Annotated in this window: 20 protein-coding genes and 1 pseudogene; 8 read left to right on the top strand and 13 right to left on the bottom strand. The window is 67.3% G+C overall.

The annotated features are described in order from the left end of the window. Positions 1–100 precede the first annotated feature (100 nt). On the top strand, positions 101–1312 hold the full coding sequence (locus XarbCFBP7408_RS13155) for an MFS transporter (protein ID WP_104563335.1): 1212 nt from the start codon (positions 101–103) through the stop codon (positions 1310–1312). 153 nt (positions 1313–1465) lie between these two features. Further along, positions 1466–2497: an aldo/keto reductase gene (locus XarbCFBP7408_RS13150; protein ID WP_104563334.1), complete on the top strand. Its 1032-nt coding sequence runs from the start codon at positions 1466–1468 to the stop codon at positions 2495–2497. A gap of 69 nt (positions 2498–2566) precedes the next feature. On the opposite strand, the gene XarbCFBP7408_RS13145 is transcribed toward XarbCFBP7408_RS13150, so the two are convergent. From XarbCFBP7408_RS13145 to XarbCFBP7408_RS13105, 9 genes and pseudogenes are all read right to left on the bottom strand, one after another. Further along, complete coding sequence (locus tag XarbCFBP7408_RS13145; RefSeq protein WP_104563333.1) at positions 2567–3160, bottom strand: hypothetical protein; 594 nt, start codon at positions 3158–3160, stop codon at positions 2567–2569. A gap of 1 nt (position 3161) precedes the next feature. Beyond that, complete coding sequence (locus XarbCFBP7408_RS13140) at positions 3162–4886, bottom strand: S8 family serine peptidase (RefSeq protein WP_429001404.1); 1725 nt, start codon at positions 4884–4886, stop codon at positions 3162–3164. Positions 4887–4974: 88 nt separating this feature from the next. After that, complete coding sequence (locus XarbCFBP7408_RS13135; protein WP_104563376.1) at positions 4975–6723, bottom strand: S8 family peptidase; 1749 nt, start codon at positions 6721–6723, stop codon at positions 4975–4977. 176 nt (positions 6724–6899) lie between these two features. Next, a complete protein-coding gene (locus tag XarbCFBP7408_RS13130) occupies positions 6900–7526 on the bottom strand; it encodes a hypothetical protein (RefSeq protein WP_104563332.1) in 627 nt (208 codons plus the stop codon). Position 7527: 1 nt separating this feature from the next. Continuing rightward, positions 7528–9330, bottom strand: coding sequence for a S8 family peptidase (locus XarbCFBP7408_RS13125; RefSeq protein ID WP_104563331.1), 1803 nt, complete (start codon positions 9328–9330; stop codon positions 7528–7530). 657 nt (positions 9331–9987) lie between these two features. Next, positions 9988–10944: pseudogene (locus XarbCFBP7408_RS13120) on the bottom strand (TonB-dependent receptor plug domain-containing protein); the annotation flags it as partial. 412 nt (positions 10945–11356) lie between these two features. Continuing rightward, positions 11357–12580: an MFS transporter gene (locus XarbCFBP7408_RS13115; protein ID WP_104563330.1), complete on the bottom strand. Its 1224-nt coding sequence runs from the start codon at positions 12578–12580 to the stop codon at positions 11357–11359. Beyond that, a complete protein-coding gene (locus tag XarbCFBP7408_RS13110; RefSeq protein ID WP_104563329.1) occupies positions 12577–12999 on the bottom strand; it encodes a MarR family winged helix-turn-helix transcriptional regulator in 423 nt (140 codons plus the stop codon). Before XarbCFBP7408_RS13110 ends, XarbCFBP7408_RS13115 begins: the two co-directional genes overlap by 4 nt. A 438-nt stretch (positions 13000–13437) precedes the next feature. Further along, a complete protein-coding gene (locus XarbCFBP7408_RS13105) occupies positions 13438–15504 on the bottom strand; it encodes a TonB-dependent receptor (protein WP_104563328.1) in 2067 nt (688 codons plus the stop codon). Between the two features lie 163 nt (positions 15505–15667). Between XarbCFBP7408_RS13105 and XarbCFBP7408_RS13100 the strand changes: the two genes are divergently transcribed. Both XarbCFBP7408_RS13100 and XarbCFBP7408_RS13095 read left to right on the top strand, forming a co-directional pair. Beyond that, a complete protein-coding gene (locus XarbCFBP7408_RS13100) occupies positions 15668–16084 on the top strand; it encodes a MerC domain-containing protein (RefSeq protein ID WP_024939915.1) in 417 nt (138 codons plus the stop codon). Positions 16085–16219: 135 nt separating this feature from the next. Continuing rightward, on the top strand, positions 16220–16402 hold the full coding sequence (locus XarbCFBP7408_RS13095; protein ID WP_016904806.1) for a 30S ribosomal protein THX: 183 nt from the start codon (positions 16220–16222) through the stop codon (positions 16400–16402). Between the two features lie 259 nt (positions 16403–16661). On the opposite strand, the gene XarbCFBP7408_RS13090 is transcribed toward XarbCFBP7408_RS13095, so the two are convergent. From XarbCFBP7408_RS13090 to XarbCFBP7408_RS13075, 4 genes are read right to left on the bottom strand one after another with little or no spacing between them, the layout of a single operon-like run. After that, the gene (locus XarbCFBP7408_RS13090; RefSeq protein ID WP_104563327.1) at positions 16662–17999 is read right to left on the bottom strand and encodes a chloride channel protein; all 1338 of its coding nucleotides are present in this window, start codon (positions 17997–17999) and stop codon (positions 16662–16664) included. A 43-nt stretch (positions 18000–18042) separates the two neighbouring features. Next, on the bottom strand, positions 18043–19338 hold the full coding sequence (locus XarbCFBP7408_RS13085; protein WP_104563326.1) for an ectonucleotide pyrophosphatase/phosphodiesterase: 1296 nt from the start codon (positions 19336–19338) through the stop codon (positions 18043–18045). 36 nt (positions 19339–19374) lie between these two features. Then, positions 19375–19917: a methylated-DNA--[protein]-cysteine S-methyltransferase gene (locus XarbCFBP7408_RS13080; protein WP_104563325.1), complete on the bottom strand. Its 543-nt coding sequence runs from the start codon at positions 19915–19917 to the stop codon at positions 19375–19377. Continuing rightward, positions 19914–21377, bottom strand: coding sequence for an AlkA N-terminal domain-containing protein (locus tag XarbCFBP7408_RS13075; protein ID WP_104563324.1), 1464 nt, complete (start codon positions 21375–21377; stop codon positions 19914–19916). Before XarbCFBP7408_RS13075 ends, XarbCFBP7408_RS13080 begins: the two co-directional genes overlap by 4 nt. Before the next feature lie 148 nt (positions 21378–21525). Here XarbCFBP7408_RS13075 and XarbCFBP7408_RS13070 point away from each other — a divergent pair, with 148 nt between their 5' ends. The 4 genes from XarbCFBP7408_RS13070 (at position 21526) to XarbCFBP7408_RS13055 (ending at position 24114) form a co-directional block, all read left to right on the top strand. Next, positions 21526–22713 (top strand): hypothetical protein, encoded by a 1188-nt coding sequence (locus XarbCFBP7408_RS13070; RefSeq protein ID WP_104563323.1) that lies wholly within the window; start codon positions 21526–21528, stop codon positions 22711–22713. A 64-nt stretch (positions 22714–22777) separates the two neighbouring features. Next, positions 22778–23026, top strand: a complete 249-nt coding sequence (locus XarbCFBP7408_RS13065; protein ID WP_104563322.1) for a hypothetical protein — start codon at positions 22778–22780, stop codon at positions 23024–23026. 151 nt (positions 23027–23177) lie between these two features. Then, positions 23178–23687 (top strand): DUF4019 domain-containing protein, encoded by a 510-nt coding sequence (locus tag XarbCFBP7408_RS13060; protein WP_104563375.1) that lies wholly within the window; start codon positions 23178–23180, stop codon positions 23685–23687. 25 nt (positions 23688–23712) lie between these two features. Continuing rightward, the gene (locus tag XarbCFBP7408_RS13055; protein WP_104563321.1) at positions 23713–24114 is read left to right on the top strand and encodes an MAPEG family protein; all 402 of its coding nucleotides are present in this window, start codon (positions 23713–23715) and stop codon (positions 24112–24114) included. Positions 24115–24482: the final 368 nt, after the last annotated feature.

Here is a 24482-nt window from a genome sequence, read left to right as displayed (position 1 = left end):
GCGATTCTCAATGATTGCTTGATAGTGAATCAGGATAACAGGGGTTTTTGCTTAGGACGCCGGAGCGCAGGCTGTGGGTTGTCTTCACTGGTCCGTGCCCATGTCCGCTTCTGCGTGTTCCTCCCGTTTTCCGCCAGCGCTGCTGGCGCTGACCATCGGTGCCTTCGGCATCGGTACCACCGAGTTCGTGATCATGGGCCTGCTGCAACAGGTGGCCACCGACCTGGGCGTGTCGCTCAGCGCCGCCGGCCTGCTGATCAGCGGCTATGCGCTGGGCGTGTTCGTCGGCGCGCCGGTGCTGACCCTGGCCAGTGCGCGGCTGCCGCGCAAGGCGGTGCTGGTCGGCTTGATGGCGATCTTCACCCTGGGCAACGTGGCCTGCGCGCTGGCGCCGGACTACACCAGCCTGATGGTCGCGCGCGTGCTGACCTCGCTGGCGCACGGCACCTTCTTCGGCGTGGGTGCGGTGGTGGCGACCTCGCTGGTCCCGGCCGAGCGCCGGGCGTCGGCGATCTCGCTGATGTTTGCCGGGCTGACCGTGGCCACCCTGCTGGGCGTGCCGGCCGGCGCCTGGCTGGGCCTGCAGCTGGGCTGGCGGGCGACGTTCTGGGCGGTTGCGGTCGTCGGCGTGCTGGCCACGGCCGCGGTGGCGCTGTGGGTGCCGGCGAACGCGGGCGTGGCCGCTGCGGTGTCATGGCGCCAGGAAGTGGCGGTGCTGGGGCGCGGGCAGGTGCTGCTGGCCCTGGCGATGACGGTGGTGGGCTATGCCGGTGTGTTCGCGGTGTTCACCTATATCCAGCCGTTGCTGGTGGACGTGAGCGGTTTCGCGCAGACCGCGGTGTCGCCGGTGTTGCTGGTCTTCGGTGTCGGCATGATCGTGGGCAATCTGCTGGGCGGGCGTCTGGCCGACCGGCGGCCCACTGCCGCCTTGTTGGGCAGCCTGGCGGCATTGGTGGTGGTGCTCGCCGCGATGGGCCTGGTCCTGCACAACAAGACCGCGATGGTGATGTTCGTCGGGCTGCTGGGCGTGGCCGCCTTCGCCACCGTGGCGCCGCTGCAGTTGCGCGTGCTCGAGCATGCACGCGGTGCCGGCCAGAACCTGGCCTCCAGTCTCAATATCGCCGCGTTCAATCTGGGCAATGCGCTGGGCGCCTGGCTGGGCGGCGTGGTGATCGCCACGCATGCCGGCCTGGTCGCCACGCCGTGGCTTGCCGCGCTGTTGAGCGCGCTTGGCCTGGGCATCGCGTTGTGGAGCGTGCAACTGCAACGCCGGCGTGGCGTTGTGCCGGGCATGTGTGCCCAGGCGGGTTGATTCGTTTTTTTTGCATGAGCACAGTGACCGCGCAACCGGCAGCCCTGGGCGATCGCGCAGGTGGTCGGCGAGCGGGGCGTGGCGCCTGGCATCGCGCGTGGCCGGATCGACCGGCAGCGCACGGATTTTCCTTCGGGTTCAAGGAGCATTGTGATGGAGACACGTTTTCTCGGCCGTTCCGGTTTCAAGGTGCCGGTGCTCGGTCTGGGCGCCGGCACCTTTGGCGGCAAGGGGCCGCTGTTTTCTGCATGGGGCGATACCGATGTGGCGCAGGCGCAGCGCATGATCGACCTGTGCCTGGAGGCAGGCCTGAACCTGTTCGACACCGCCGATGTGTATTCGGACGGCGCCTCTGAAGAGATCCTCGGCCAGGCGCTGCAGGGCCGCCGCGATCAGGTGATCCTGTCGACCAAGACCGGCCTGCGCCTGGGCGATGGGCCCAACGATGCCGGTGCCTCGCGCTTCCGCCTGTTGCGTGCGGTGGATGCCTCGTTGCGACGCCTGCGCACCGACTATATCGATCTGCTGCAGCTGCATGCCTTCGACGCGATGACGCCGATGGAAGAAACCCTGTCCACGCTCGATGGGCTGGTCCGCGCCGGCAAGCTGCGCTACCTGGGCGCGTCCAATTACGCCGGCTGGCAGCTGATGAAGTCGTTGGCGGTGGCCGATGCGCGGGGCTGGAGCCGCTTCGTCGCCAACCAGACCTATTACTCGCTGGCCGGGCGCGATTACGAATGGGAGCTGATGCCGCTGGGCATCGACCAGGGCGTGGGCGCGGTGGTGTGGAGTCCGCTGGGCTGGGGGCGCCTGACCGGCAAGCTGCGTCGCGGCCAGGCACTGCCCGAACACAGTCGCCTGCATGTCACTGCGGCCGCCGGCCCGGCGATCAGCGACGAGCGCCTGTTCGACATCGTCGATGTGCTCGACGCGATTGCCGAAGAGACCGGCCGCAGCGTGCCGCAGATCGCCATCAACTGGCTGCTGCAACGGCCCAGCGTGAGCACGGTGCTGATCGGCGCACGCGACGAGGCGCAGTTGCGCCAGAACCTGGGTGCGGTGGGCTGGTCGCTGACGGACGCGCAACGCGCGCGCCTGGATGCGGTGAGCGCGGTGGAGCCGCCGTATCCGTACTACCCGTACTGGCGCGGGCACTTTGCCGAACGCAGCCCGCTGCCGGTGTGACGCGGGCTGCGCCATCGCGCCACGCTGCCGTCGGTTGGCGGCAGCGTGGCATCCCTCACCGTTGCCGCCTCACAACGGCCGTGCCGCGCGCGGAATGACCTCGGGCATGATCGCTCCCACGCCCTTGCTGCCTTGCAGCTGTTTGCAGTTGTCCAGTGCGGTGGCCACCGAGTCGTAGCCGATCATCGCGCTGCCATCGATGGCCGAGGCATACACCAGTGTGCCACCGGTACGTGAGGCCAACCCACCGGCGATTGCTGGCGTGGTATTGAACAGCTTGATCGAGGCGCCCAGCAGGATCAGTTGGCCGCTGCGCGTTTCGAGCGCTGCGGCCACGCGCGGGGCTTGCCCGGCCGGAACCACGGCGGCCGTGCGTGCGGCCGTGCCGGCATCGAGATAGATCGCGTAGCGGTCGAAGCGTGCAACCGGGGCGTCTGTGGCGGTTTGCGACGCCGGCACCGCGCGTGCGGCGGTCGTTGCAGGCGCGCCGTCGGCCAGCCTGACCACTGCGCCGGGAATCAGCCGGAAGCTGCTACGTCCTGCAGCGATGGTCGGCCCGGTCGCCGCAGCGTGCAGGCGTTTGCTGTCGACCAGCTGCGCCGACGCGGGAGCGCAGACGCCGGCTGCAACGACAACGAGCAGCATCAGTAAGGATGTCTTCATGTCAGTGACCCACCACGCGCATTTCGAATTCCTCCAGTTGCTCCTTGCCCTGGTCGGCGAGCATGTCGTCGACCTCCAGGGTCCAGCGCCCGGCCGAGGGTTCGTCCAGGAAGGCGTTGCTCGATGTCAGCCAGACCACGGTGCCGTCGGGGGCCTGATCGAGTGTGGAGAACGGCGTCATCACCGTGCTGCGCGTGCCGCTGGGCGACACCAGCACCACGCGCAGGTGACTTGGGTCCTTATGGGTGGCCGAGAAATACAGTTGCACGCCTTCCACCTTGAAGGATTGGGTGATGTTCAATGACAACCTGGCCGGTGCCGCGACACCCCCGATGGTGCTGCTGTTGCCTTCATACACTTTCCAGCTCGTGTCCTGCAGGGCGGGCAGCGAGGTGAAGTGCATTGCACGTTCCACAGCCGCGGCGGCGTCGACCAGCCCGAAGCCATACCAGTTGCTGAAACGATGGCCCGCCGCATTGGTGACCCAACCCGGGTCGATCACGGTGCCGTTGTAGAGGGCCTTGGGTTGAGTTGGGTCGACCTGGGTCGCGGTGGTTGCCAGGATGTATTTGACATCTCGCAGGGTCAGCTGCGGATTGGCGCCCAGCATCAAGGCCGCCACGCCCGCCACGGTAGGCGATGCCGCCGAGGTGCCGTTCATGCGCGCGGTGTAGTTGCACGATGCATCGATCTTGGAGCGGCTGCTGTCGAGCGCGTTCTGCATCTGGAGGGTGCGATCACGGTTGTTGCCCGCTGCACAGCCGCTGAGGTCGGTGGTGACGATTGCGGCTTTATAGAAGCGCCGCAGCGGCAGAAGGTTGGTGAGCCCATAAGAGGGCTGGGCCGTTTCCGGGTGCGGATCGAAGGCGCGCTGAAACCCATACTCGCCCCCCAGCCCGGAGACCCACAGTGCAGAGCCTGGAGATGAGTACGACGCCCGCACGCCATCGGCGTTGACGGCACCGGCCACGATCGTGGTGATCAGGTTGTTGAACTGGTCGGTGTTGGCCAGTGCGCAGCCGACACCGAGCTTGCGGGTCTGGTCTGCGCAGCGATCCACCGGATTGCCTTGTGCATCGTTCTCGATAAGGGCAAAGAAGTCATTGCCGGCAGCTTTGACATACACCCCGCCTTTCCCGCCGCGCTGCGCCTGCATCAGTCTTTCGAGCGACTGTTGTTCGTCGACTTCGGTGTACGGATACACGCGCGACGAACCATCCCAACTGTTGTTGAACACCTCCATGGCGCGCCCTTCCGGCCCGTCGCCCCAGGCGTAGCGAATGTCGACGTACTGCTTGCTGCCATCCGGCTCTGCAATTGCATTGAAGCCAGCCAGCCTGGCCTCCGGTGCAACGCCACGTCCGCCGATCCCGTTCCATCCGCGCTCGGCGATGATGCCCGCAACTGCGGTGCCGTGGTCGCTATCGATCTCGCTCGCTGGTGGCGTCGGGTCGTTGGAGCCGGTCAGGAAATTGCGCGAGCCGTTGGCGACGATATTGTCGACCAGGTCCGGGTGTGCGATCTCCAGGCCGTCATCGATCACCGCAACCTTGACGCCTGCGCCGCGGATGCCCAGCGCGTGCAGGATGTCCACGTCCAGGTCCACGCCGGGCAGCGGGCGTTCATCGCCGAACACTGGCTGGCCCTGATTGAGCAGATGCCATTGGTAGCGGAACAGTGGGTCGTCGCCTTGCTGTGTTGCGGCGTTGGCCGCTGCGCTGAACACCTGGGCATCCCAGTGCTGGCTGGCATACGCCAGGCCGCATGCGGCGAAGCAGGCAAGTGACGCCGAAGTAAGCATCATGTATTTCATGTCAGTGCCCCAGGATGCGAAGCTTGAAGTCTTGCAGCGTCGCAGTAATCGCCGGCTCGGTCATGTCGGTCACTTCCAGCGTCCACACGCCTTGCGCCTTTTCGTCCAGGAAGGCATTGCTGGACGTCAGGTCGATATAGAAGCCGGTTTTTGCGTACGCCGAAGCATCGAGCGCTGAAAAGGGCGTGAGCACATAGCTGCGTGTGCCGCTGGGAGATTCCAGGACCACGCGCAGATCGGTCGGGTTGCGATGCGATGTGGCAAGCGACAGTTGCACGCCTTCCACCTTCATTGCTTGCGTGATGCGAATGCGCTGCTTGGCCGGCCGCGCCGGTCCGCCAATCTGGCTTGGGGCGGCAGTGGACGCAATCCAACGAGAGTCTCGCACTGGAGGAAGCGGCGTGAAGTCGCTGGCTTGGTAGACCGCCTCGGCACCATCGACCAGGCCGAATCCATACCAGTTGCTGAAGCGATGTCCGGCCGCATTGGTGATCCAGCCCGGATCGATCACGCTGCCCTGATATGTGGCGCGCGGTTGTTGTGGGTCGACCTGGCGCGCGGTGGTGGCCAGGATGTATTTCACGTCCCGGGCACTGAGGCTGGGATTGACGCCCAGCATGAGGGCGGCGACACCGGACACGGTTGGCGCGGCGGCGGAGGTACCGTTGAAGCGGGCCGTGTAGTTGCAGCGGGGGTCGATCTTCGAACTGCTGGTATCCAGCGCATTGGCCGGATCAAGACCGCGATCCTGGTTGTAGCCTGCCGAACAACTGCTCAGGTCGGTCGTCACCAGCGCGGGGCCATATGCAAAGGGCACTACATCAGGGGGCAGGCGTTCGCCCGGGTCAGGGACGAAGGCGCGTTGCATTCCTATCAGCCCGCCAAGACCAGACACCCATAGCGCGGAACCGGGTGAAGAATACGCTGCGCGTTTGCCGCTGGCATCGACGCTTGCGACGGTAATGGTGTCAAACAGGTTGTTGAGTGGGTCCAGATTGGCCAGACCGCAGCCAACCCCTGCCGCGCGGGCGCGTGGGCCACAGAGATCGCGCATGTTCCCGTCCTGATCCGGCATCTGCAGACTGAGGAAATCGTTACCCCCGATCTTGACGTAAACCGCTCCCAGTCCACCGCGGGTCGAGCGCATCAATGCCGCCCATGACGCTTGGTCCTGTTGTGGAAAATCCAGGTAGAACGAGGCCGGCTGGGCCCAGCTGTTGTTGAAGATATCGATGTTTCGACCTTCCGGCCCATCGCCCCAGGCATAGCGCACGCTGGCCAGGTTCCTGGACGAGTCGCGGGCGTCGAAATCGAACCCCGCAAGCCTGGCTTCGGGCGCCACGCCGCGGCCACCACGCCCGTTCCAGCCAACGGCCGCGACAATGCCCGCGACCGCAGTGCCATGAGACAGGAAAGGGTCGATGGGCGTCACGTCATGGGAGCCGGTCTCGAAGTTGTACGAGCCGTTCGGAATGATGTTGTCAGCCAGATCTTCATGACCCAGTTCCAAGCCGTCATCCACCACGCCGACGCGGATGCCTTTGCCACGAATCCCAAGGGAATGCAGGACATCCACATCCATATCCACGCCCGCAACCGGGCGGATGTCGCCGATGACCTGCTGTCCCTGATTGGAGATGTGCCACTGATACCGCACCAGCGGATCGTCGGCGGCCGTACGCAACGTGGTGGCCGGAGCGGCGGCCATCGCCGTGTACAGTGGGGCGCCGATCAGCAGCGCGCCAACCATGGCGCTGCGGTGATGCTTGCGAACACGGCTCATGCTGTTCTCCGATCTATGGTCGAATGTGTGGGAGCGAGCAAGGCAGCGATGGCAAGTACGCCTTCGCTCGATTGCGCGCTGTAGATGGATGCGTCCGGGGAGCGGCCCGCCGCGCGCGCGCTCGACGGTCGCCCGGAGGTCTGCTACATCGGCTGCATGACCGACTGTTGCACGACCAGCGCCGCCTGCGTACCAGGCGTGCTGGCGCGCAGACGGGTCAAGGCCTGCTGCGTCTGTTCGATCGACGGATAGGCGATCACTGCGCTGTTGTCGATCGTCGAGGCGTAGACGACGCGCCCGCCGGAGCTGCGTGCCAGTGCACTGACAGCGCTTGGCGTGGTGTCGGTCAGCTTCAGCTGCGGCTGGACCAGTACGACGCGTCCATTGCGTTCGTTCACCGCTGCGGCGATGGCGCTTTCTGCCGAGCCCGTAGATGTGGACGCAAGCCTGGACGCGCCACGTGCAGCGCTGGTTGACGGAAGTACGATGGCATAGGGGCCGATGCGTGCGGCAAGCTTGCCATCGATTGCTGCTGCGCTGCTTGCGCGCGCCTTGGCGGCAGATGCGGGAGCGGCGTTCAAGCGGTCGTTCGGCAGTGGTTCGGAGACCACCACGCCGGGCAGCATGCGATAGGTATCGTTTCCGGATTTGAATCGCTCGCCGGTGGCCGCTGCGCTGAGCGCCTGGGCGTCCATGTACTGGCCGGCATGCGCGAACCCGCACGCGGTCAAGGAAGCAACAAGGACCGAAGTAAGGAGGATGCTTTTCATGTCAGTGCCCCAGGATGCGAAGTTTGAAATTCTGCAGCGCCGCGGTGGTTCGCGGCTCGGTCATGTCGGTGACTTCCAGCGTCCACACGCCTTGCGCCCGCTCATCGAGAAAAGCGTTGGTGGAGGTGAGATCGATGTAGAACCCGGTCTTCGCGTACTCGGCCGGATCCAGTACCGAGAACGGGGTGACGACGTAGCTACGCGTTCCGCTGGGCGACTCCAGCACCACGCGCAGATTGGCCGGATTGCGGTGCGAGGTGGCCAATGATAGCTGCACGCCTTCCACCTTCATTGCCTGGGTGATGCGAATGCGTTGTTTGGCTGGTCGTGCAGGTCCACCGATCTGACTTGCAGCAGCGGTGGATGCAACCCATTGCGTGTCGCGTACCGGAGGCAGGGGCTTGAAATAGGTCGCCTCGTAGACGGCTGCGGCGCCGTCAGCCAGGCCGAAGCCATACCAGTTGCTGAAGCGATGTCCGGCCGCATTGGTGATCCAGCCCGGGTCGATCACGCTGCCCTGGTAGATCGCGCGCGGCTGCCACGGATCGATCTGGCGCGCGGTCTTGGCCAGGATGTACTTGACATCGCGCGCGGTCAGGCCGGGGTTGGAGCTTAGAATCAGCGCTGCGACACCTGAGACGGTGGGCGCTGCGGCAGATGTGCCGTTCATCAACGCGCTGTAGTTGCAGGATGCGTCGATCCTGGAGGTGCTGCCGGCAAGCGCGTTTTCAACCGTCGCGCCATCCACATTGTCGCCAGCGCTGCAGCCGCTGAGATCGGTGGTGACGATGGCCGGATCGTAGACGAACGGTGCGCTCTCGGGGGAGGCGGTCTGTGCCGCGTAGGGAGAGAACCTGCGTTGGTATCCAAACTCTCCGCCCAGGCCGGAGATCCACAACGCCGAACCGGACGACGAGTAGGAGGCGCGCTTGCCGGTGGCGTCCACGCTGGCGACCACGATGGTGGCGGGAACATTGTTGAGTGGATCGACATTGGCGAGCACGCATCCGACATTCAAGGTGCGCGACAGTTCGCTGCAAGCATTGACGATGTTGCCCTCTGCATCGCGGATGCGAAAACGCCTGAAGTAGTTGCCGGCTGACTTGATGTAGATGCCACCCAGCCCGCCGCGTGTCGAACGCATCAACGCTTCCCAGGACTGACGCTCTTCCAGCGGAAAGTCGGGGTAGCTGGCCTGGATCGAACTCCAGCTGTTGTTGAAGATATCGATGGTGCGTGCTTCGGGACCATTGCCCCAGGAATAACTGACTTCTGCGTCGCTGCCGGCCGAGTCGCTCCCCAGAAAATCGAAGCCGGCAAGCAAGGCCTCGGGCGCAACGCCGCGACCGCCACGGCCATTCCATCCAACCGCAGCGATGATGCCCGCGACCGAGGTGCCATGACCAAAATCCGGGTCGGTCGGGGTGGGATCGTGCGACCCGTTGCCGAAATTGTGCGAGCCATTCGGGAGGATGTTGTCGCGCAGATCTTCGTGGCCGATCTCCAGGCCGTTGTCCACCACGCCGACGCGGACGCCACGGCCGCGAATGCCCAAGGCATGCAGCAGATCCACATCCATATCGACCCCGGGCACCGGACGGCTGTCGCCGATCACGGCCTGTCCCTGGTTGGACATGTGCCATTGGTAGCGCAGCAATGGGTCGCTGCCCTCTGCGCTGGCCTTGGAGCTGGCGGTGGCGGTGGGAGCGGTCACTGGCGTGTCGGCCAGTGCCGAGAGTGGCGCGCTTGTGATCAGTAGGGCACCGGTCAACAGCGCGAGAGGGCACTTGCGATAAGGGTTCATTCCGTTTGAATCCAGTCAAGGGTAGGCACGATCGATATGACGCAGTTCCCCGTCCGATCAGGCGATCGGCCAGCGCAACTGCTTCAACAGAGTCAGGCCGTGCCTATCGAGCCCGAATCAGATGCGTCAGCAAGCGTAGAGAGTGAATCCATGCGGCAGCGGCCGCGGCGAGCAAAACCGATCAGGCAGCGCCGAACAACCTCAGGTGGAATTGAATCGTGCGTGCAGGAGAACCACGCGAAGAAGCAGCAACAGGGTGCATGTCCGTGTATCCCGAAAGAGCCAGTGATACGCATCGGTCCCAAACGCTGGACGGATGCGGCCGGGTCATCAGTCGGCTCCCCCGTGCGCGTCCGCGCAGCCGACGCTGGCAATGCGAACGCCTTGCCAGCGATCCGATTAGAGATCGCGCAATCCGCGCTGGCAACCCGAGCGCCAGATGACCGGCGCGTGATCCGTTGCGCACTTCGTGCAGGACATGCCGATTCACGCTCGCGATGCGATGTATTTTTGCACAGGATTGGCCGCGATCTGTTGCGAGCTATCAATCTTTCATTGACAGAAAGCATCGCGATGCGCGGATTTGCTTCGCATCTGGCACGGGGCAGCACGCGAATTGCGACGGTGCTGCGCCGGGGGCGCAGTCATGCGATGCCATTCGATGTTGACGCCGCGGCCGTCGGCCAGATCGCGGCGGATGGTCTGTCCATCCGGCCCGACCAGCAGGTCGACATTGCGGAAGTCGCGGCCGAGCAGGGTGCCGGTCTGCGCATTCAAACCGGGGAAGCTGGACAGGTCGTTGCCGTTGTTGCGCGACAGTAGCGGAATGGCGGTATAGAAGGCATTGTTGTCGTCGGTATGCCGCGCGTAGAACGCCAGCTCGCCACTGTCCCAGCGCTTGCTCAAGGTGGCGCTGAACTGGCCACCCTTGTCGGCGGAAAACTGCGGGTCGCGCACACCGTCGGTGTCGCGAAAGAAACCGCCCACGCTGTAGTACCAGCCATTGCCCATCGGCCCGCTGTTGAACACATCGATGCGGCGCAGCGCGTTGTTGCCGCCGGTCAGGCGTACGCTGCCTTCGGGCTCGTCCTGGCCTTTTTTCTGGATGAAGTTGACCGTCAGACCCGGCTGGCCGTTGGAGAAGATCGGGCTGGAGCCGCCACGCAACACCTCCATGCGCTCGACCGTGTCGTCGACGCGAAACAGCGTGGAATTTTCCAGGAACGACAGGGTCGGCGGCGGAAACAGCGGCGCGCCATCCAGTTGCATGGTCACGAATGGCGCATCGCCTTCGGATGGCATGCCGCGCACGAAGATATTGGCACCGGTGCCGCCGCCGCTGGGCTCGGCCCATACGCCGGGTACGATCTTCAGCAGGTCCGCAGTGCTCTGCGGCACGGCCTGCTGGATCTGCTCCGGGCTGGCGGTGGTGATCGAGAAGCTGGCATCGCGCTTGGCCAGGCCCTTGAAGCGCGCGGTGCCGCTGACGATCACTGCATCCAGCGTGGTGGCCTCGCTGCGCGGCTCGGCGGTCGACGTCTGCGCATGCGCGGCAGGCGCAAGCAGGGCGCCGATGGCAAGGGACAGGGCATAGCAGGGCATCGATGCGGTCATGAAAGCTCTCCTGGGATGACGTCGCAGCTGGCGGCAATGCGCGCACGCGTGCACGCGCCGCCAAAGGGTGACCGGCAGCACGTCACAGTGGCCGGTCGCGCAACGCAGCGACATACGTCGCGCAGTTGTTCTAACGGAGTTGCCGGCAAAAGCTGTTGTGCGCTGCGGCACTCGGCGCAGGCGAGGTGCTCGCCATCGATCACTGCGGCAAGGCGCCAGACAGCGCGTGCGCAGTGCACCTGTGTCGCTATCGGACCGCGTATGGGTCGTTTCAACGCGCACCGCAGCGGCAGCCAATGCGATCCATCGCGGCGGCACGATGACCCTTGCGCATGCGCTGCCAGGCACCGTGCAATGGCGCAGCGATCTCGCTGCACGCAGGCCGATAGGCAGGTGCGGGCTTGCGCCTGCTTTACGCTGCTGCGCGTACCGGCGCCGCTTCGCGGATCGGCAGGTTGATCAGTGCTGCGATCACTGCCAGCAGCATGTCGGCGTACCACATCCAGCTGTAATCGCCGAAGCGCTCCAGCGCCAGCCCGCCCAGCCACGCCCCGAAGAAGCCGCCGATCTGGTGCGACAACAAGGTCAGGCCGAACAAGGTGCCCAGGTAACGCGGGCCGAACAGTTTGCCGATCAAGCCTGCCGTCGGCGGCACCGTGCCCAGCCAGGTAAAGCCCAGCGCCGCGGCGAACAGGTAGAAGGTCAGCGGCGTCGGCGGCGCGATCAGGTACAAGCCGATCAGCACCGTGCGGCTGGCATACAAGGCGCACAGCAGCCACTTCATGCGGATGCGTTCGCCGAGCTTGCCGGCGACCAGGCTGCCGGCCACGTTGAACAGGCCGATCAACGCGATCGACACCGCCGACACGCTGGCGGGCAGGCCGCACAGCGCGATCTCGCCGGGCAGGTGCGTGACCAGAAACGCGATATGCACCCCGCAAGTGAAAAAGCCAAGATGCAGGCACCAGTAACTGCGGTCGCGCACGGCCACCTGCAGTTGCGCACGCAGGCCGATGCCGTCGCCTGCGATCGAGCGCTGTGTGCCCGGCGGCGGCGATCTGCGTCGCAGCGGCCAGGCCAGCGGCAAGGTCAGCAGGGAGATCATCGCCAGCCCGGTCATCGCCTTGGCCCAGCCGGCTGCGCCGATCATCAGTTGCACCAGCGGCGCAAACACGAACTGCCCGAGCGAGCCGCCGGCATTGATCAGCCCGGCCGCGAACGAACGTCGCTCCGGTGCGAGCCGGCCGGCAGTGGCACCGATCAGCACCGAAAAACTGCCGGCGCCCGCACCGGCGGCAGCCAGGATGCCCAGCGAGACGATCAGGCCCCACTCATTGGCCAGCCACGGGCTCAGCCCCAGGCCCAGCGACAACAGCACGCCACCAAACAGCAGCACCGGCAATGGCCCGCGCGCATCGGCGATCGCGCCGAACACCGGCTGCACCGCGCCCCAGACCAGTTGTCCCACCGCCAGCGCGAAGCTGATCGCGGCGATGCCGATCCCGGTCTGGCGATGGATCGGTTCCACGAACAGGCCGGTGGTCTGGCGCGCGCCCATCGTCAGCATCAGCATGGCCGAGGCGGTGAGCAGCAATCCCCACTGCGCACTTGCGCGCGCGCTCGCCGGCGCGCTCATGCGGCGGCATCCAGCACGGCGTCCAGGCGGTCCAGCGTGGCATGCAGTTGCGCGGTCGCTGCCGCACCGAACAGCGCCTCGATGCGTTGCTGTGCGGCGAGCCAGTGCGGCTGTGCGCGCCGCAGCAGCCCACGGCCGCTGCGGCTGAGGATCAACCACGTTTGCCGGGCATCGTCGCCGCGCTGGGTGGCGATCCATCCGGCCGCAAGCAAGGGTTTGAGGTTGCGGGTGAGGGTGGTGCGCTCCATGCCCAAGGCCTGTGCCAGCGCGCCCAGCGACTTCGTCGTCTCGAGCCGGCGCAGGATCGAATACGCGTTGAGGCTCAGCCCCACCGGTGCCAGCGCGTGGTCGTACAGCTGCGACATCCGACGCGCCGCGCGGCGCAAATGAAAGCAGGTGCAGCTGGAAGTGCCGGACATGGACGCGCTCCACAGGGTCGCCGCATATTGCGTGTAGATGCACCTATCTGCAAGTGGCCAGCCGTGCTGTCGCTTCCCAAGCGAAGGGCGCTTGCCGTCGATGCCGTAATCCCCAACCAACCACGTAGGAGCGCACCCGGGCGCGACCACGCATGACCGTGACGGGTTATCGCGCAGTAGAGCGTGCACGGCCGTCTCCACTTCCGGGGTCATTCCACCAGGATTGGGTACAGCCCATGCCGCTGCATCGACGCTGCCGCCCCGCGATCAAGTCGTTGCGTAGAGCCCGCGTTGTGTTGGGCGATGCCGTCCGCACGATTCGGAATGCCACAGGCGACATCCCAAACGCGGCGATCCGATCGGCAACCCATCGGAAATCTCAAACAAAAAAGGCCGCCCGAAGGCGGCCTCGCTTATGACGACGGGAGAGAGGGACCGTCAGAAGAACAGGCGCACGCCGAACGAGGCGCTGCGGCCGGGAAGCATCACATCGTCCTTGAGGAAGGAGGTGTGCACGCGTGCGTCCTGGTCGGTCAGGTTGTTGCCGTCCAGGAACACTTCCCACGCGTTGCTGCCGCGGTCCACGTGGTAGGCCAGATGCGCATCGACGAAGGTATAGCCGTCGGTCGGGGTTTCGTTCACCGCCACCTTGTCCTGCTTCATGGTGCGGGTGGCGCCGAGCGAGGCGCGCCATGCATTGGCGTTCCAGCGCATCTGCGCGCCGACCCGGCCCGGTGCGATGCGCGGCAGGTTGCCGCCATCGGTCAGGCGCGCACGCACGGTGTCGCCGAACACGCGCAGATCCCACGCGCCGGTGTCGTTGTCGGCCAGATGGAAGGTGGCCTCGCCCTCGAAACCGTGGAACACCGCATCGTTCTGCGTCCACTGGCGGATCGGCAGGAAGTCGTTGTCTTCTTCGTTGAACCATTGGCCGCCGGTATCGACGATGTAGACGAAGTCGTTGTAGCGGTTGTAGTACGCGGCGACCTTGGCATCCACCCATGCGTTCTGGAAGTTCAGGCCCAGCTCGGCCTGGTTGGCCTTTTCGGTCTTCAGATCCGCATCGCCGATCTCGTAGGCGAGGGTGGCGATATGCGGGCCGTCGGCGAACAGCTCTTCCTCGGCCGGTGCGCGTTCGGCGTGGTCGAGGTTGGCGGTCAGGCGCCACTGTTCGTTGAAGCGGAAGCCGCCGCTGGCCGAGAAGCTGGTCGGGGTGAAGTCGCGGTCCACGCCGATGTCGGTGCGGTACTTGACCTTGTCCACGCGCGCGCCGACTTCGGCGGTGACGCGCTCCCAGCTGTTGCGCGCAACGCCGAACACGCCGAGCGAGCGGGTGTCGGTCTTGGGCACGAAGGATTCCTCGCCGATCGCCTGGAAGGTGGTGTCGCTGCCCTGCAGGCCGAACGCGGTCTGCCAGCCGCCGCCGAAGGTGAAGGAGGCTTCCACGCGGCCTTCGTTGGCGCGCTTGGTGAACACCGTGCCGACTTCGGCGCCTTCGAATTCGGTGTGCGCGTAATCGGTGTGGCCGAAGCTGTAGCGCAGCGCGCTGCCTTCGCCCCAGGGATCGGTCAGCCCGCCCTTGAGGTCGTAGCGGTCCTGCTGCAGCTTCAACGACACCCCGCGCTCGCCGATCGTCGGGTCGCCCGGCTCGCCCGGGTTGCCGTAGTTGTCGCGAAAGCGCGAGGCCGACAGGCCGACGAAACCCCAGTCGCCGGACAGCGAGGCGCCAACCGAGCCGACCTTGGAGTCGATCCAGCTGTTGAGCTGGCGCCCCTGCGGGGTGTCGTAATCGTTCTGGTTGCGGTACACGCCGTCGGCGTGGATCGACAGGCCGCTGCCATTGCCGGCATCGACCCGGAACATGTCGGTGTTGCCGTCCTTGTCGCCGCCATCGAAGCGCACTTCGGCGCGGCCGCTGAAACCGTCCACCGGGGTTTCGGCAATGCGCCCGTCGACCACGTTGACCACGCCGCCGATCGCGCCGGAGCCGTACAGCAGCGTGGACGGGCCCTTGAGCACCTCGATCTGGTTGGCCAGGAACGGCTCGATCGCCGGGGAATGGTCCTGGCTGACCGTGGACACGTCCTGGGTGGACAGGCCATCGCGCAGCACCGCCACGCGCGGGCCGTCCAGGCCGCGGATGATCGGCCGGCCGACGCCCGGGCCGAAGTTGGAACTCTGCACGCCGGGCAGGCTGGCAACGGTCTCGCCCAGGCTGGAGCTGCGCACCTCGTCCAGACGCTCGCCGGCCAGCACCTCGACCGGGCGGCTCAACGCGCCGGCCGCATCGCGCAGCGGGCTGGCGGTGACCACGACCTTGTCCAGGTCCTTGATATGGCGGCCACTGGACGCGGTGGCGTCGTGGCGCGTGTCCGAACTGGGCGGGGTCTGCGGGTCGGCAGCTGCCGGTGCGTCCTCGGCCAGGGCCAGGGCGGGCGTCAGCAGGCTGGTCAGCGCCAGCGAGAGCGTGGAGCGGCGGAACGAGGAAGCGAGGCGAGGGTGCATGGCGGGCCGGACTCTGTGATTGTTACTTTATATCAATGATGGGGCGCAGCTTGGCTGCTGTGCCGACGGCTGGACCCGCTCGCGTGGGCGATGCAGCGGTGCGGGTCTGGAACAAGGAAGATGTTATATTATTCCACTTCGCCGCGAGCCCCTGCTGGAAGTCATGCCTCTACCGTCCCTTCGCCATGTGCTCGACCGCTTCGGTGCGACCGGTTCGCTGCTGTGCGCCGTGCACTGCGCGGTGCTGCCGCTGGTCCTTGCGCTGGCTCCGTCGTTGGGGCTGTCGTTCTGGCTGGGCGACGGGGTCGAGCTGGCCATCGTGGTGTTCGTGACGCTGCTGGGGCTGTTCAGCCTGGTGCTGGGCTATCGCCGCCACAAGGCGCTGCATGCGCTGGCGCTGTTGCTGCCGGGCTTGTTGCTGCTGTGGGCGGGCCTGCTCTACGACCCCTTGCACCACGCGGTGGTGCCGCATGCGGTGGTGATGACGCTCGGTGGCGCGCTGGTCGGCATCGCCCACCTGGTCAATTTGCGTCTGAACCACGGGCACGCCCACGTCCACGACGCCAGCTGCGCCCACTAGCCGGGCTGCGCGGGCCCGGGCCTACGTGGTAGGCTTGCCGGCCTTGTGCGAGGGCGCCGCCGGCGTAAACCTCGCCAGACCCGTTTTCAGCGCGGGGATTTTGTATTCAGTATTCACATTACAGGAGTCGACGAGATGGGTAAGGGTGACCGCAAGACCGCCAAGGGCAAGCGCTACAATTCCAGCTACGGCAATTCGCGTTCGCACGCGGTGAGCAAGGTCGTCGTGGGTGCAGCTGCCCCGGTTGCCAAGAAGGGCGTGGTCAAGGCGCCGGCCAAGAAGGCTGTCGCCAAGAAGACCGTTGCCAAGGCCGGCTGATCCTTCAGTCCGCTTCGCGACACCGGAACGCGGCGCTTGCGCCGCGTTTTTTTATGTCCGGCATCGGCGCAGGCGCGCGCTGGAGCGCTCGCCCGAGCAACCGTGCCGCTACCGGCTCGCGTCGAAGCGGCAAGGCGCGTGTGCCGCTGGCGTCGGTTCGTGCACGGCACAACAGCGCCGTCCGCAGTACGCGGCGGTCATGGCCGGTATCTGCACACTGCGGTCGGTCGACCCTGCGCCGCTCTCCCGCGTGCGGTGTTCAGTGCGTCGTTGCCGTAGCCGGCGAGGTGCGGGACGGCGCCAGCAACTGTTCGGCCAGGCCGCGGTAGATCGGCGTCTTGCACACCAGCGCGGACATCGCGCGCGCGATCAGCACGGTGGCCAGGATCGGCAGCAGCATCTGGCTGGTGTCGGTCAGTTCCAGCGAGATCACCGCCGAGGTCAACGGCGCCTGGGTCACGCCGGTCAGGTATGCGCACATGCCCAGCAGCACGAAGGTGCGCGGGTCCACGCCCGGCATCAGCACCGACAGGTTGTGGCCGATGCCGGCGCCCACCGCCAGCGCCGGCGAGAACAGCCCGCCTGGAATGCCGGCCAGGTAGGAGACCAGGTTGGCCAGCAGCTTCATCAGCCCGAATTCGTGGCCGACCACCGCATGGCCCTGCACCAGGCTGCGCGCCTGCTCGTAGCCGGTGCCGAATGCGCCTTGCCCGAACACCAGTGCCAGCCCGACCAAGGCCACCCCGCATAGCGCGGCCAGCAGCACCGGATGGCGCTGGCGCAGCGTTGCCAGCCAGCGCGGCTTGCCGCCGACGCTGGCCAGCACCAGGCGCGCGAAGATGCCGCCGAGCAGGCCGGCCACGCTGCCGCATAGCGCGATCGCCAGCCAGGCCTGGCCCAGCGGCAGGGCCACCGCCACCTTGCCGAAGTAGGTGTAGTTGCCCAACAGGCCCAGCGACACCACGCCACCGACGATCACCGCGGTCAGCAAGGTGCCGGAGAAGCGGTGCTCGAAGCGCCCGCTCAATTCCTCGATCGCAAACACCACCCCGGCCAGCGGCGTGTTGAACGCCGCGGCGATACCGGCCGCGCCGCCGGCGAGCAGGAAATGCGAGAGCTCGCGCGGATCGCGAAACCCGAACCAGCGCCCGAACACATGCATCAGGCTGGCGCCGACATGCACGGTGGGGCCTTCGCGTCCGACCGAGGCGCCACCGAGCAGCGACAGGGTGGTCAGGGCAAGCTTGCCGATCGACACGCGCAGCGACAGATTGGTCTGGCGAAATGCCGCGTCGTCATGTTCCAGCGCCGCGATGACCTGCGGGATGCCGCTGCCACGCGTGGGCCGCATCGCGCCGGAGGTGAGCCAGGCCAGCAGGGCGAAGATGCCCGGCGTCAGCAGCAGCGCCCACCAGATCGAATGCGCGGTGATGCGTTGGAACAGCTGGAAGGCGGCGTCGCTGGCCTTGGCGAACACGATCGCCACCAGTGCCACCGCAATTGCGCCACCCCACAGTGCGGCGCGGCGACGCCAGCCCTGGCTGGACAACAACGGCCGCAGCCGAAGCCGGGGCGGCGAGGGATCAGGAGCAGACATGGCGCCATTGTCGCATCCGCACAGCGCGGCCGCGACGCGTCACTCAGCGTGGGGCGGCCGGCGGCACGCGCAGGGCCGGCAGCAGCGTGGCGGCATTTCCATCATTGGGCGCGGCAGGAATGCCCAGCAGCCGGGTCATCAGCGCATACACATCGACGTTGTCGAACCCCGGCAAGCTCCTGCCCTGCGCCAGATCCGGGCCCTGCGCCAGGAACACCGTGCGCATCGACGGCAGCGCCGGATCGAAGCCGTGCGAGCCGCGCACCTGATCGCGCGGGCGCTTGGCCAGCTTGTCCGGGAACAGCGCATCCCAGCCTTCGTGCATCTGGCACACGATCGGCGGAATGCGCGGGTGGGTGCCGTAGTGCCAGCGTGCCGGCAGCTCCGTCTTGCGCCAGCAGTCGTACTGCGCATGCGCACCGAGCAGGCCGACTTCGGCGCGGGCCTGCTGTCCCGGCAATGGCGCAAAGCCGATCACCTGCCCGTCGGTCACGGCAGTGGCGATGTCCGGGCGCGCCATGTCTTGCACGCTGATCGCATGCCCGGGCGCCACTTCGGCCATGCCGTGGTCGGAGACCACGACGATATTGGTGCGCTCGCGCGTGCCGTCGCGCTGCATGCCGGCCAGCAGCCGGCCGATCGCGCCATCCACCGCACGCACGTTGTCGGCGTATTCGCGCGATTCCGGGCCGTGGTCGTGGCCGGCTTCGTCCACGTGTTCGAAATACAGCGTGACCAGGCGGTTGCGGTCGGCGCCGGAGGCGGCCAGCCAGCCCCGCACTTCGTCCACGCGCGTGTCCAGGCTGGTGCCTTCTTCGTAATGGCGCCAACGCGTGGGGCGCACGCCGCCGATCGCCGCCTCGCTGCCCGGCCACGACCAGGTTGCGGCATGCAGGCCATGGGTTTCCGCACCCACCCACAGCGGCTCGCCACCCCACCAGCGCGCATCGCCGACGGCATCCTGCTTGCTCAGCCAGAAGCCGCCCAGCGTCGCATCGCGCATGCTGTTGTGCACGATGCCGTGGTGGTCCGGGCGCAGGCCGGTAACCAGCGTGTAGTGATTGGGAAAGGTCAGCGACGGGTACGACGGCGTCATCCAGCGCGCGCGTACGCCGTCGTGCGCCAGCTGCGACAGATTCGGTGTGAGGCCGCGATCGAGCATGTCCGCGCGCAGCCCGTCGATGGAGATCAGCAGCACGCTGTGCGCTGAATCGCTGTGCGGTGCGTTTGCCGACGCGGGTGCCGCCGGGGCAGGCGCTGGCGTACTGCGCGAAGGGGCGTGAGAACTGCAGGCCGCGAGCAGTGCGAGCGCGGCAAACACAAGACGTCGATCGATCATCGCGCCAGTTTACGGCCTGGCAGTGACGTCGCGAAGTCAGCGCGTGCCGGCGGCGGGTGCGGCGAACAGGTCGTCGGCCGCTGCGCCCTGGCGCGGCGACCAGCCTTCCAGCTGCAACAGGGCCTGCTTGGTCGGCAGGCCGCCGCCGAAGCCGGTCAGCGCACCATTGGCGCCGATCACGCGGTGGCAGGGCAGCACGATCGGCAAGGGGTTGCGTCCATTGGCAGCGCCGACCGCGCGGCTGGCGGCCGGGCGACCCAGCGCATGCGCCAGTTGCGCATAGCTCCAGGTCTGCCCGAACGGAATCTGCGCCAGCGTATGCCAGACCTGCAGCTGGAACGGCGTGCCGGTCGGCGCCAGTGGCAGGTCGAAGCTGCGCCGCCCGCCATGCAGATAGTCGAGCAACTGCTCGCGCGCCGCGCGCACCAGCGGCGCATCGGGGGCGTGCTGCCAGCGCGCGCGGCCGACCGCGTCGTAGCGGTTCTGCGCGAACAGGATGTGGTGCACGCCGGCAGCATCGGCGGCCACGCTGAGCGCGCCGATCGGCGAGGGAAAGGTGTCGTAATACAACGTACTCATGGGCGGGTGTCCTTGCGATCGACAGCGAGATGCCACAGGTGCAATACGGCGTAGGCGCGCCACGGCCGCCAGGCCTGCGAGCGCGCTTCGGTGGCACGCTCGCTCAGGCGCTCGGGCGTGCCGAGCACCTGCTGCAGGATCAGGTCGCCGGCCGGAAACGCGTCCGGATGCGACAGCGCACGCATGGCGACGTAATGCGCGGTCCACGGCCCGATGCCGGGCAGCGCAGTGCAGGCGGCGACGAACTCGGACAGGCGCTGGCCGGCGCCGAAATGCAGCTGCCCTTGCGCGCAGGCCGAGGCCAGCGCCCGCAGCGTGGCGGCGCGCGCCCGCGGCAGGCCGAGCTGTTCCAGCGGCGCCTCGGCCAGCTGGGCCGGGGTCGGAAAGATGCGGTCCAGGCCGGGCGGCATCTCCACATGATGGCCGCCGTGCCGATCGACCAGCCGCGCCGCCAGCGTCGCCGCGCCGGCCACGCTGATCTGCTGGCCCAGCACGGCGCGCACGGCCACCTCGAAGCCGTCCCAGCCGCCCGGCACGCGCAGGCCGGGGCGGCGCGCGATCGCCTCGGCCAGCAGCGGCTCGGCCGCCAGCGTGGCGTGCACCGCCTGCAGGTCCGCATCCAGATCGAACAGGCGGCGCACCCGCCGCACGATCTGCGGAATCTGCCGCGGGTCGGTCGCGCCGATGCGCAGCAACAACTCCGCACGTTGCGTCGCCGCGCTGACCTCGATCAGCGTCGCGTTGCCCGGTGTGCCGATCACGCGCCGGTAGCCGCTGGCGTCGACCTGCTCGATGCCGGGAATCGCGCGCCGCTGCAGAAATGCCAGCATCGCCGGCAGATCCAGCGGCGGGCGGTAGCCAAGGCGCAGGGTCAGCTCGCCGCCGGGCACCTCGGCACGCTGCTTGCGCAGCGCCGACGGCGGCATCCCGCAGCCTTCCAGGAACGCGGCGTTGAAACGACGCAGGCTGTTGAAGCCGGCTGCCAGCGCGACCTCGGTGACCGGCAATGCGGTCTCGGTCAGCAGCTGCTTGGCCAGCAGCAGCCGGCGCGTGCCATGCACCTGGATCGGGGTGGCACCGAGCTGCTGCACGAACTGCCGCTGCAGCTGGCGTGCGCTCAGGCCCAGCGCGTCGGCCAGGGTCTGCACCGGCTGCTCCTGCAGCGCGCCGTCGGCAATCATCGCCAGTGCGCGTTGCACGCTTTCTTCGCCCAGATGCTGCTGCGCCTGCGGCGACAGCTCGGGGCGGCAGCGCAGGCAGGGGCGGTAGCCGGCGGCACTGGCCGCCGCCGCGCTGGGGTAATAGCTGACGTTGTCCGGCTTGGGCGGCGGCGCCGGGCACACCGGGCGGCAGTAGATACCGGTGCTGCGCACCGCGGTGAAGAACAGCCCGTCGAAGCGTGCATCGCGCGCCAGGCGGGCGCGGTCGCATTGGAGTCGGTCGGGGGCGGCGGTCTGCATGGCGCCAGTCTATGCGCTCGCCCCGGCCCTGGCTGGCCGTTTTCGGACAGGGTTGCGCCGGGCCGCTGCGTTCATGGCAGGGTCAAACGGTGAGTCCATTCAGCCATAGACTGAGGGTGATCTCCGTTGCGGTCCGTTGCCTAACATCATGCTGAAACTGCTCTGCCTGTCCCTTTCGTGCGTGCTGGCGCTGGCGGCCTGCGACCGCACCGGTACCTCGGCCGCTGCCGCCGCGACGCAGCAGAGCGGCGCGGGGCAGGGCGATGGCGACCATATGGTGTCGGTGGATACGCCCGAGCCGGTGGCGCCGCCGCGGCCGCGTGCACAGGCCGGCGACGCCGGCTGGCCGCAGGCGGAACTGGACGCGGGCAAGGCCTGGATCAGTTGCGCCACCGATTACAGCAGCGAAGCCGGCGATGGCACGCTGCTGCCGGCGCTGGACCGGGCCAGCGTGGAGGCGGCGCTGGCGCCGTGTCGCGACACCGGCCTGCTGCGGGTGCGCTACGCCGGCAAGATCAACGCCGGCTTCGCTGCGTTGGTGTGGCGGCTGGCCGCGGTGGCCGAGCAACTGCGGCTGCCGCATCGCATCCTGGACCTGGATTCCAGCGGCGGGCAGGTGGAAGCGGCGATTCGCGCCGGCGATGTCATCGGCGAATCCAACTGGACCATCTGGGTGCGCGAAGGCTCGATCTGCCACAGCGCCTGCGTGTTCGTGCTGGCCGCCGGCGACAACCGCCTGGTGGCCGGCAAGGTCGGTATCCACCGCATGATGCGGATCAGTTCCAAGGCCACCTCGCGCGCGGAACTCAATCGCGAATTGCGCGAGGTCTATGGCAACGTCAAGGATTATCTGGAGCGCAACGGCGTGGCGGTGGCGGTGGCCGACCTGATGATGACCGTGCCCAACCGCAGCCTGCGCCTGCTGACGATGGACGAGTTGCGCGAGTACGGGCTCGATGGCACCAACGCGGTGCAGGACGATCTGGAGCGCATCCGCCAGATGCGCAAGTGCGGCGATGCCTTCGTGCGCCGCAAGGACGCGTTCCTGGTCGCCTTCGACCAGACGTGCAAGGGCGAGGGCGCCGATCTGGAGGCGGTCAACGCCTGCGGCCTGGCCTTGAAGCAGCGCTTCGGCTTCCCGGATGCGGCCTGCCCGGAGGAAAGCCCGCTGGCCGAAACCGATGCCGCCGCGCTGCCGGTCAGCGCCGCCCCGCAGGCCGCGGCGGCGGCCGATCCGGTGCCGGAAATCTCCAGCGCAGCGCCAGCCGCGGCACCGGCCGCGGAGTCGGCTGCCGCGCCCGCGCCGGAGCCGGAGCCTGCCCAGGGCGAGGGCTGAACTTCACGCCCACCGCACTGCCGGCTGCCTATGGTCGCGGCATACCACGGAGCCGGGGGGCGACATGCTTGGGAAGACGAAGGGCGTTGCGCTGGCGTACCTGCCATCGGCGCTGCTGGTGCTGGCCGGATTTGGCGTGGCCGAACTGCTGCAGATGATCGCGGCGGCCAGCCAAGTGCAGTGGCCGGCGACGCTGGCGGTGTGGCTGAGTCTGGCGGCGCTGATCGCGGCCATCGCCCGTGCGCTGTGGGTCAGCTGGCGGCTGTGGCGGCCGCGCGGTGTCGCGGCGGTTCCGCCCGGCGGCGACGTCTGACGTGTCGGGGGCCGGCGCGCGTTTGCGGCATCCGGCTTCCGGGTCGCTTGCGCGCTTACCGCGACATGCGGTGCAGGTCTTAGACTGCCGCACCCGCCGCGAACCCTGCGGCGGTTCCCATCCGCTTGCCACGCACAAGGTCATCTGCCGCATGTTCCGTCCCCGTCTGCTTGCCGCGCTGCTGTTGGTCCCCCCGTTGGTCCTGGCACAACAGCCGCAGACCGCTGCACGTGCGGCGGCCGCTCCCCAGGCGGCGCCCGCGCCCAGCCCGGCGCAGCAGGCGCAGCTGACCAAGCAGAACACCGAGATGACCCAGGCGGCACTGCGGGTGGCGCAAATGGTCGATGCCAACCAGGTGGCCTCGCTGTGGGATGGGGCATCCAGGGTCGCCAAGACCGCGGTCAAGCGCGATGTCTTCGTGAGCCAGATCGGCGCCGAACGTGCGCGCCTGGGGCCGGTAGTCGGACGCGGGCAGGGCTCGGTGACACGGGTCAACTACGCTGCCGGCGCGCAGGTGCCCGAAGGCCTGTACGTCAACGTCAGCTTCCCGACCCGGTTTGCCAAGGCCCAGCAGCCGGTGCGCGAGCTGGTGTCGTTCCGCCTGGACGAGGACAAGACCTGGCGGCTGGCCGGTTACAGCCTGCGCGCATCGGTCAAGTGATGCGGCAACTCATCGGGCATCTGGCGTGGAACTGACCATCGAACTGCGGATGCTGGGCTGGGCCATGGTGCTCGGTCTGGTGCAACTGCTGGCCGCTTCCTTCAGCATGACCGCCCAGCGCGGGACCAGCTGGAACGCCAGCGCCCGCGATGGCGATGCCAAGCCCTTGACCGGCGTCGCGGCGCGGCTGGATCGCGCCTTCCGCAACTATCAGGAGACGTTCCCGATCTTCGCTGCTGCGGTACTGGCGGTGAGCGTTGCCGGGCGTACCAATGCAGACACCGCACTGGGCGTGCAGCTGTACCTTTGGGCGCGCGTGGCTTACGTGCCTGTGTATGCGGCAGGCATTCCCTATCTGCGCAGCGCAATCTGGGTGGTGTCGTTCTGGGGCATCGTCAAGCTGGTGCGGGCGTTGCTGGGCTGGTGACGCAGGCTGGGCTTCGTGCGCGTAGCCGGTGGGACAGTGACCGAGAAAGCGCAGCGATCAAGTCGCGCGCCCGCAACTGCGGTAGGCCGCCTGATTCAATCGCTGCTTGATCCTGATCAAGGCCGGCCAGCACCACTGCCGTTAAACTCGCAGTCGCTATCGAGACTGCTGCGCTCGGCACCAGGCGGGCGTGCCCGGTGCGGGATGTAGCACGCGGACATGCCTGTTTCTCCGCGCCGACCGCATCCAGCTGACCACGGCACGCGAGGTCTTGTTAGGGCCTGTTAACGCTAGTGGTTGGGGAGGTTAAACTATTGGACATGGAGATCACGCCAGCACAATTTGCCCTCATCGAACATTGCTTACCT

The sequence above is a fragment of the Xanthomonas arboricola pv. guizotiae genome, assembly GCF_002940205.1.
GTDB classification, from domain to species: Bacteria; Pseudomonadota; Gammaproteobacteria; order Xanthomonadales; family Xanthomonadaceae; genus Xanthomonas; species Xanthomonas arboricola_C.
Note: the sequence above shows the minus strand (reverse complement) of the source record. Positions and strands in the feature narration are given on the sequence as shown.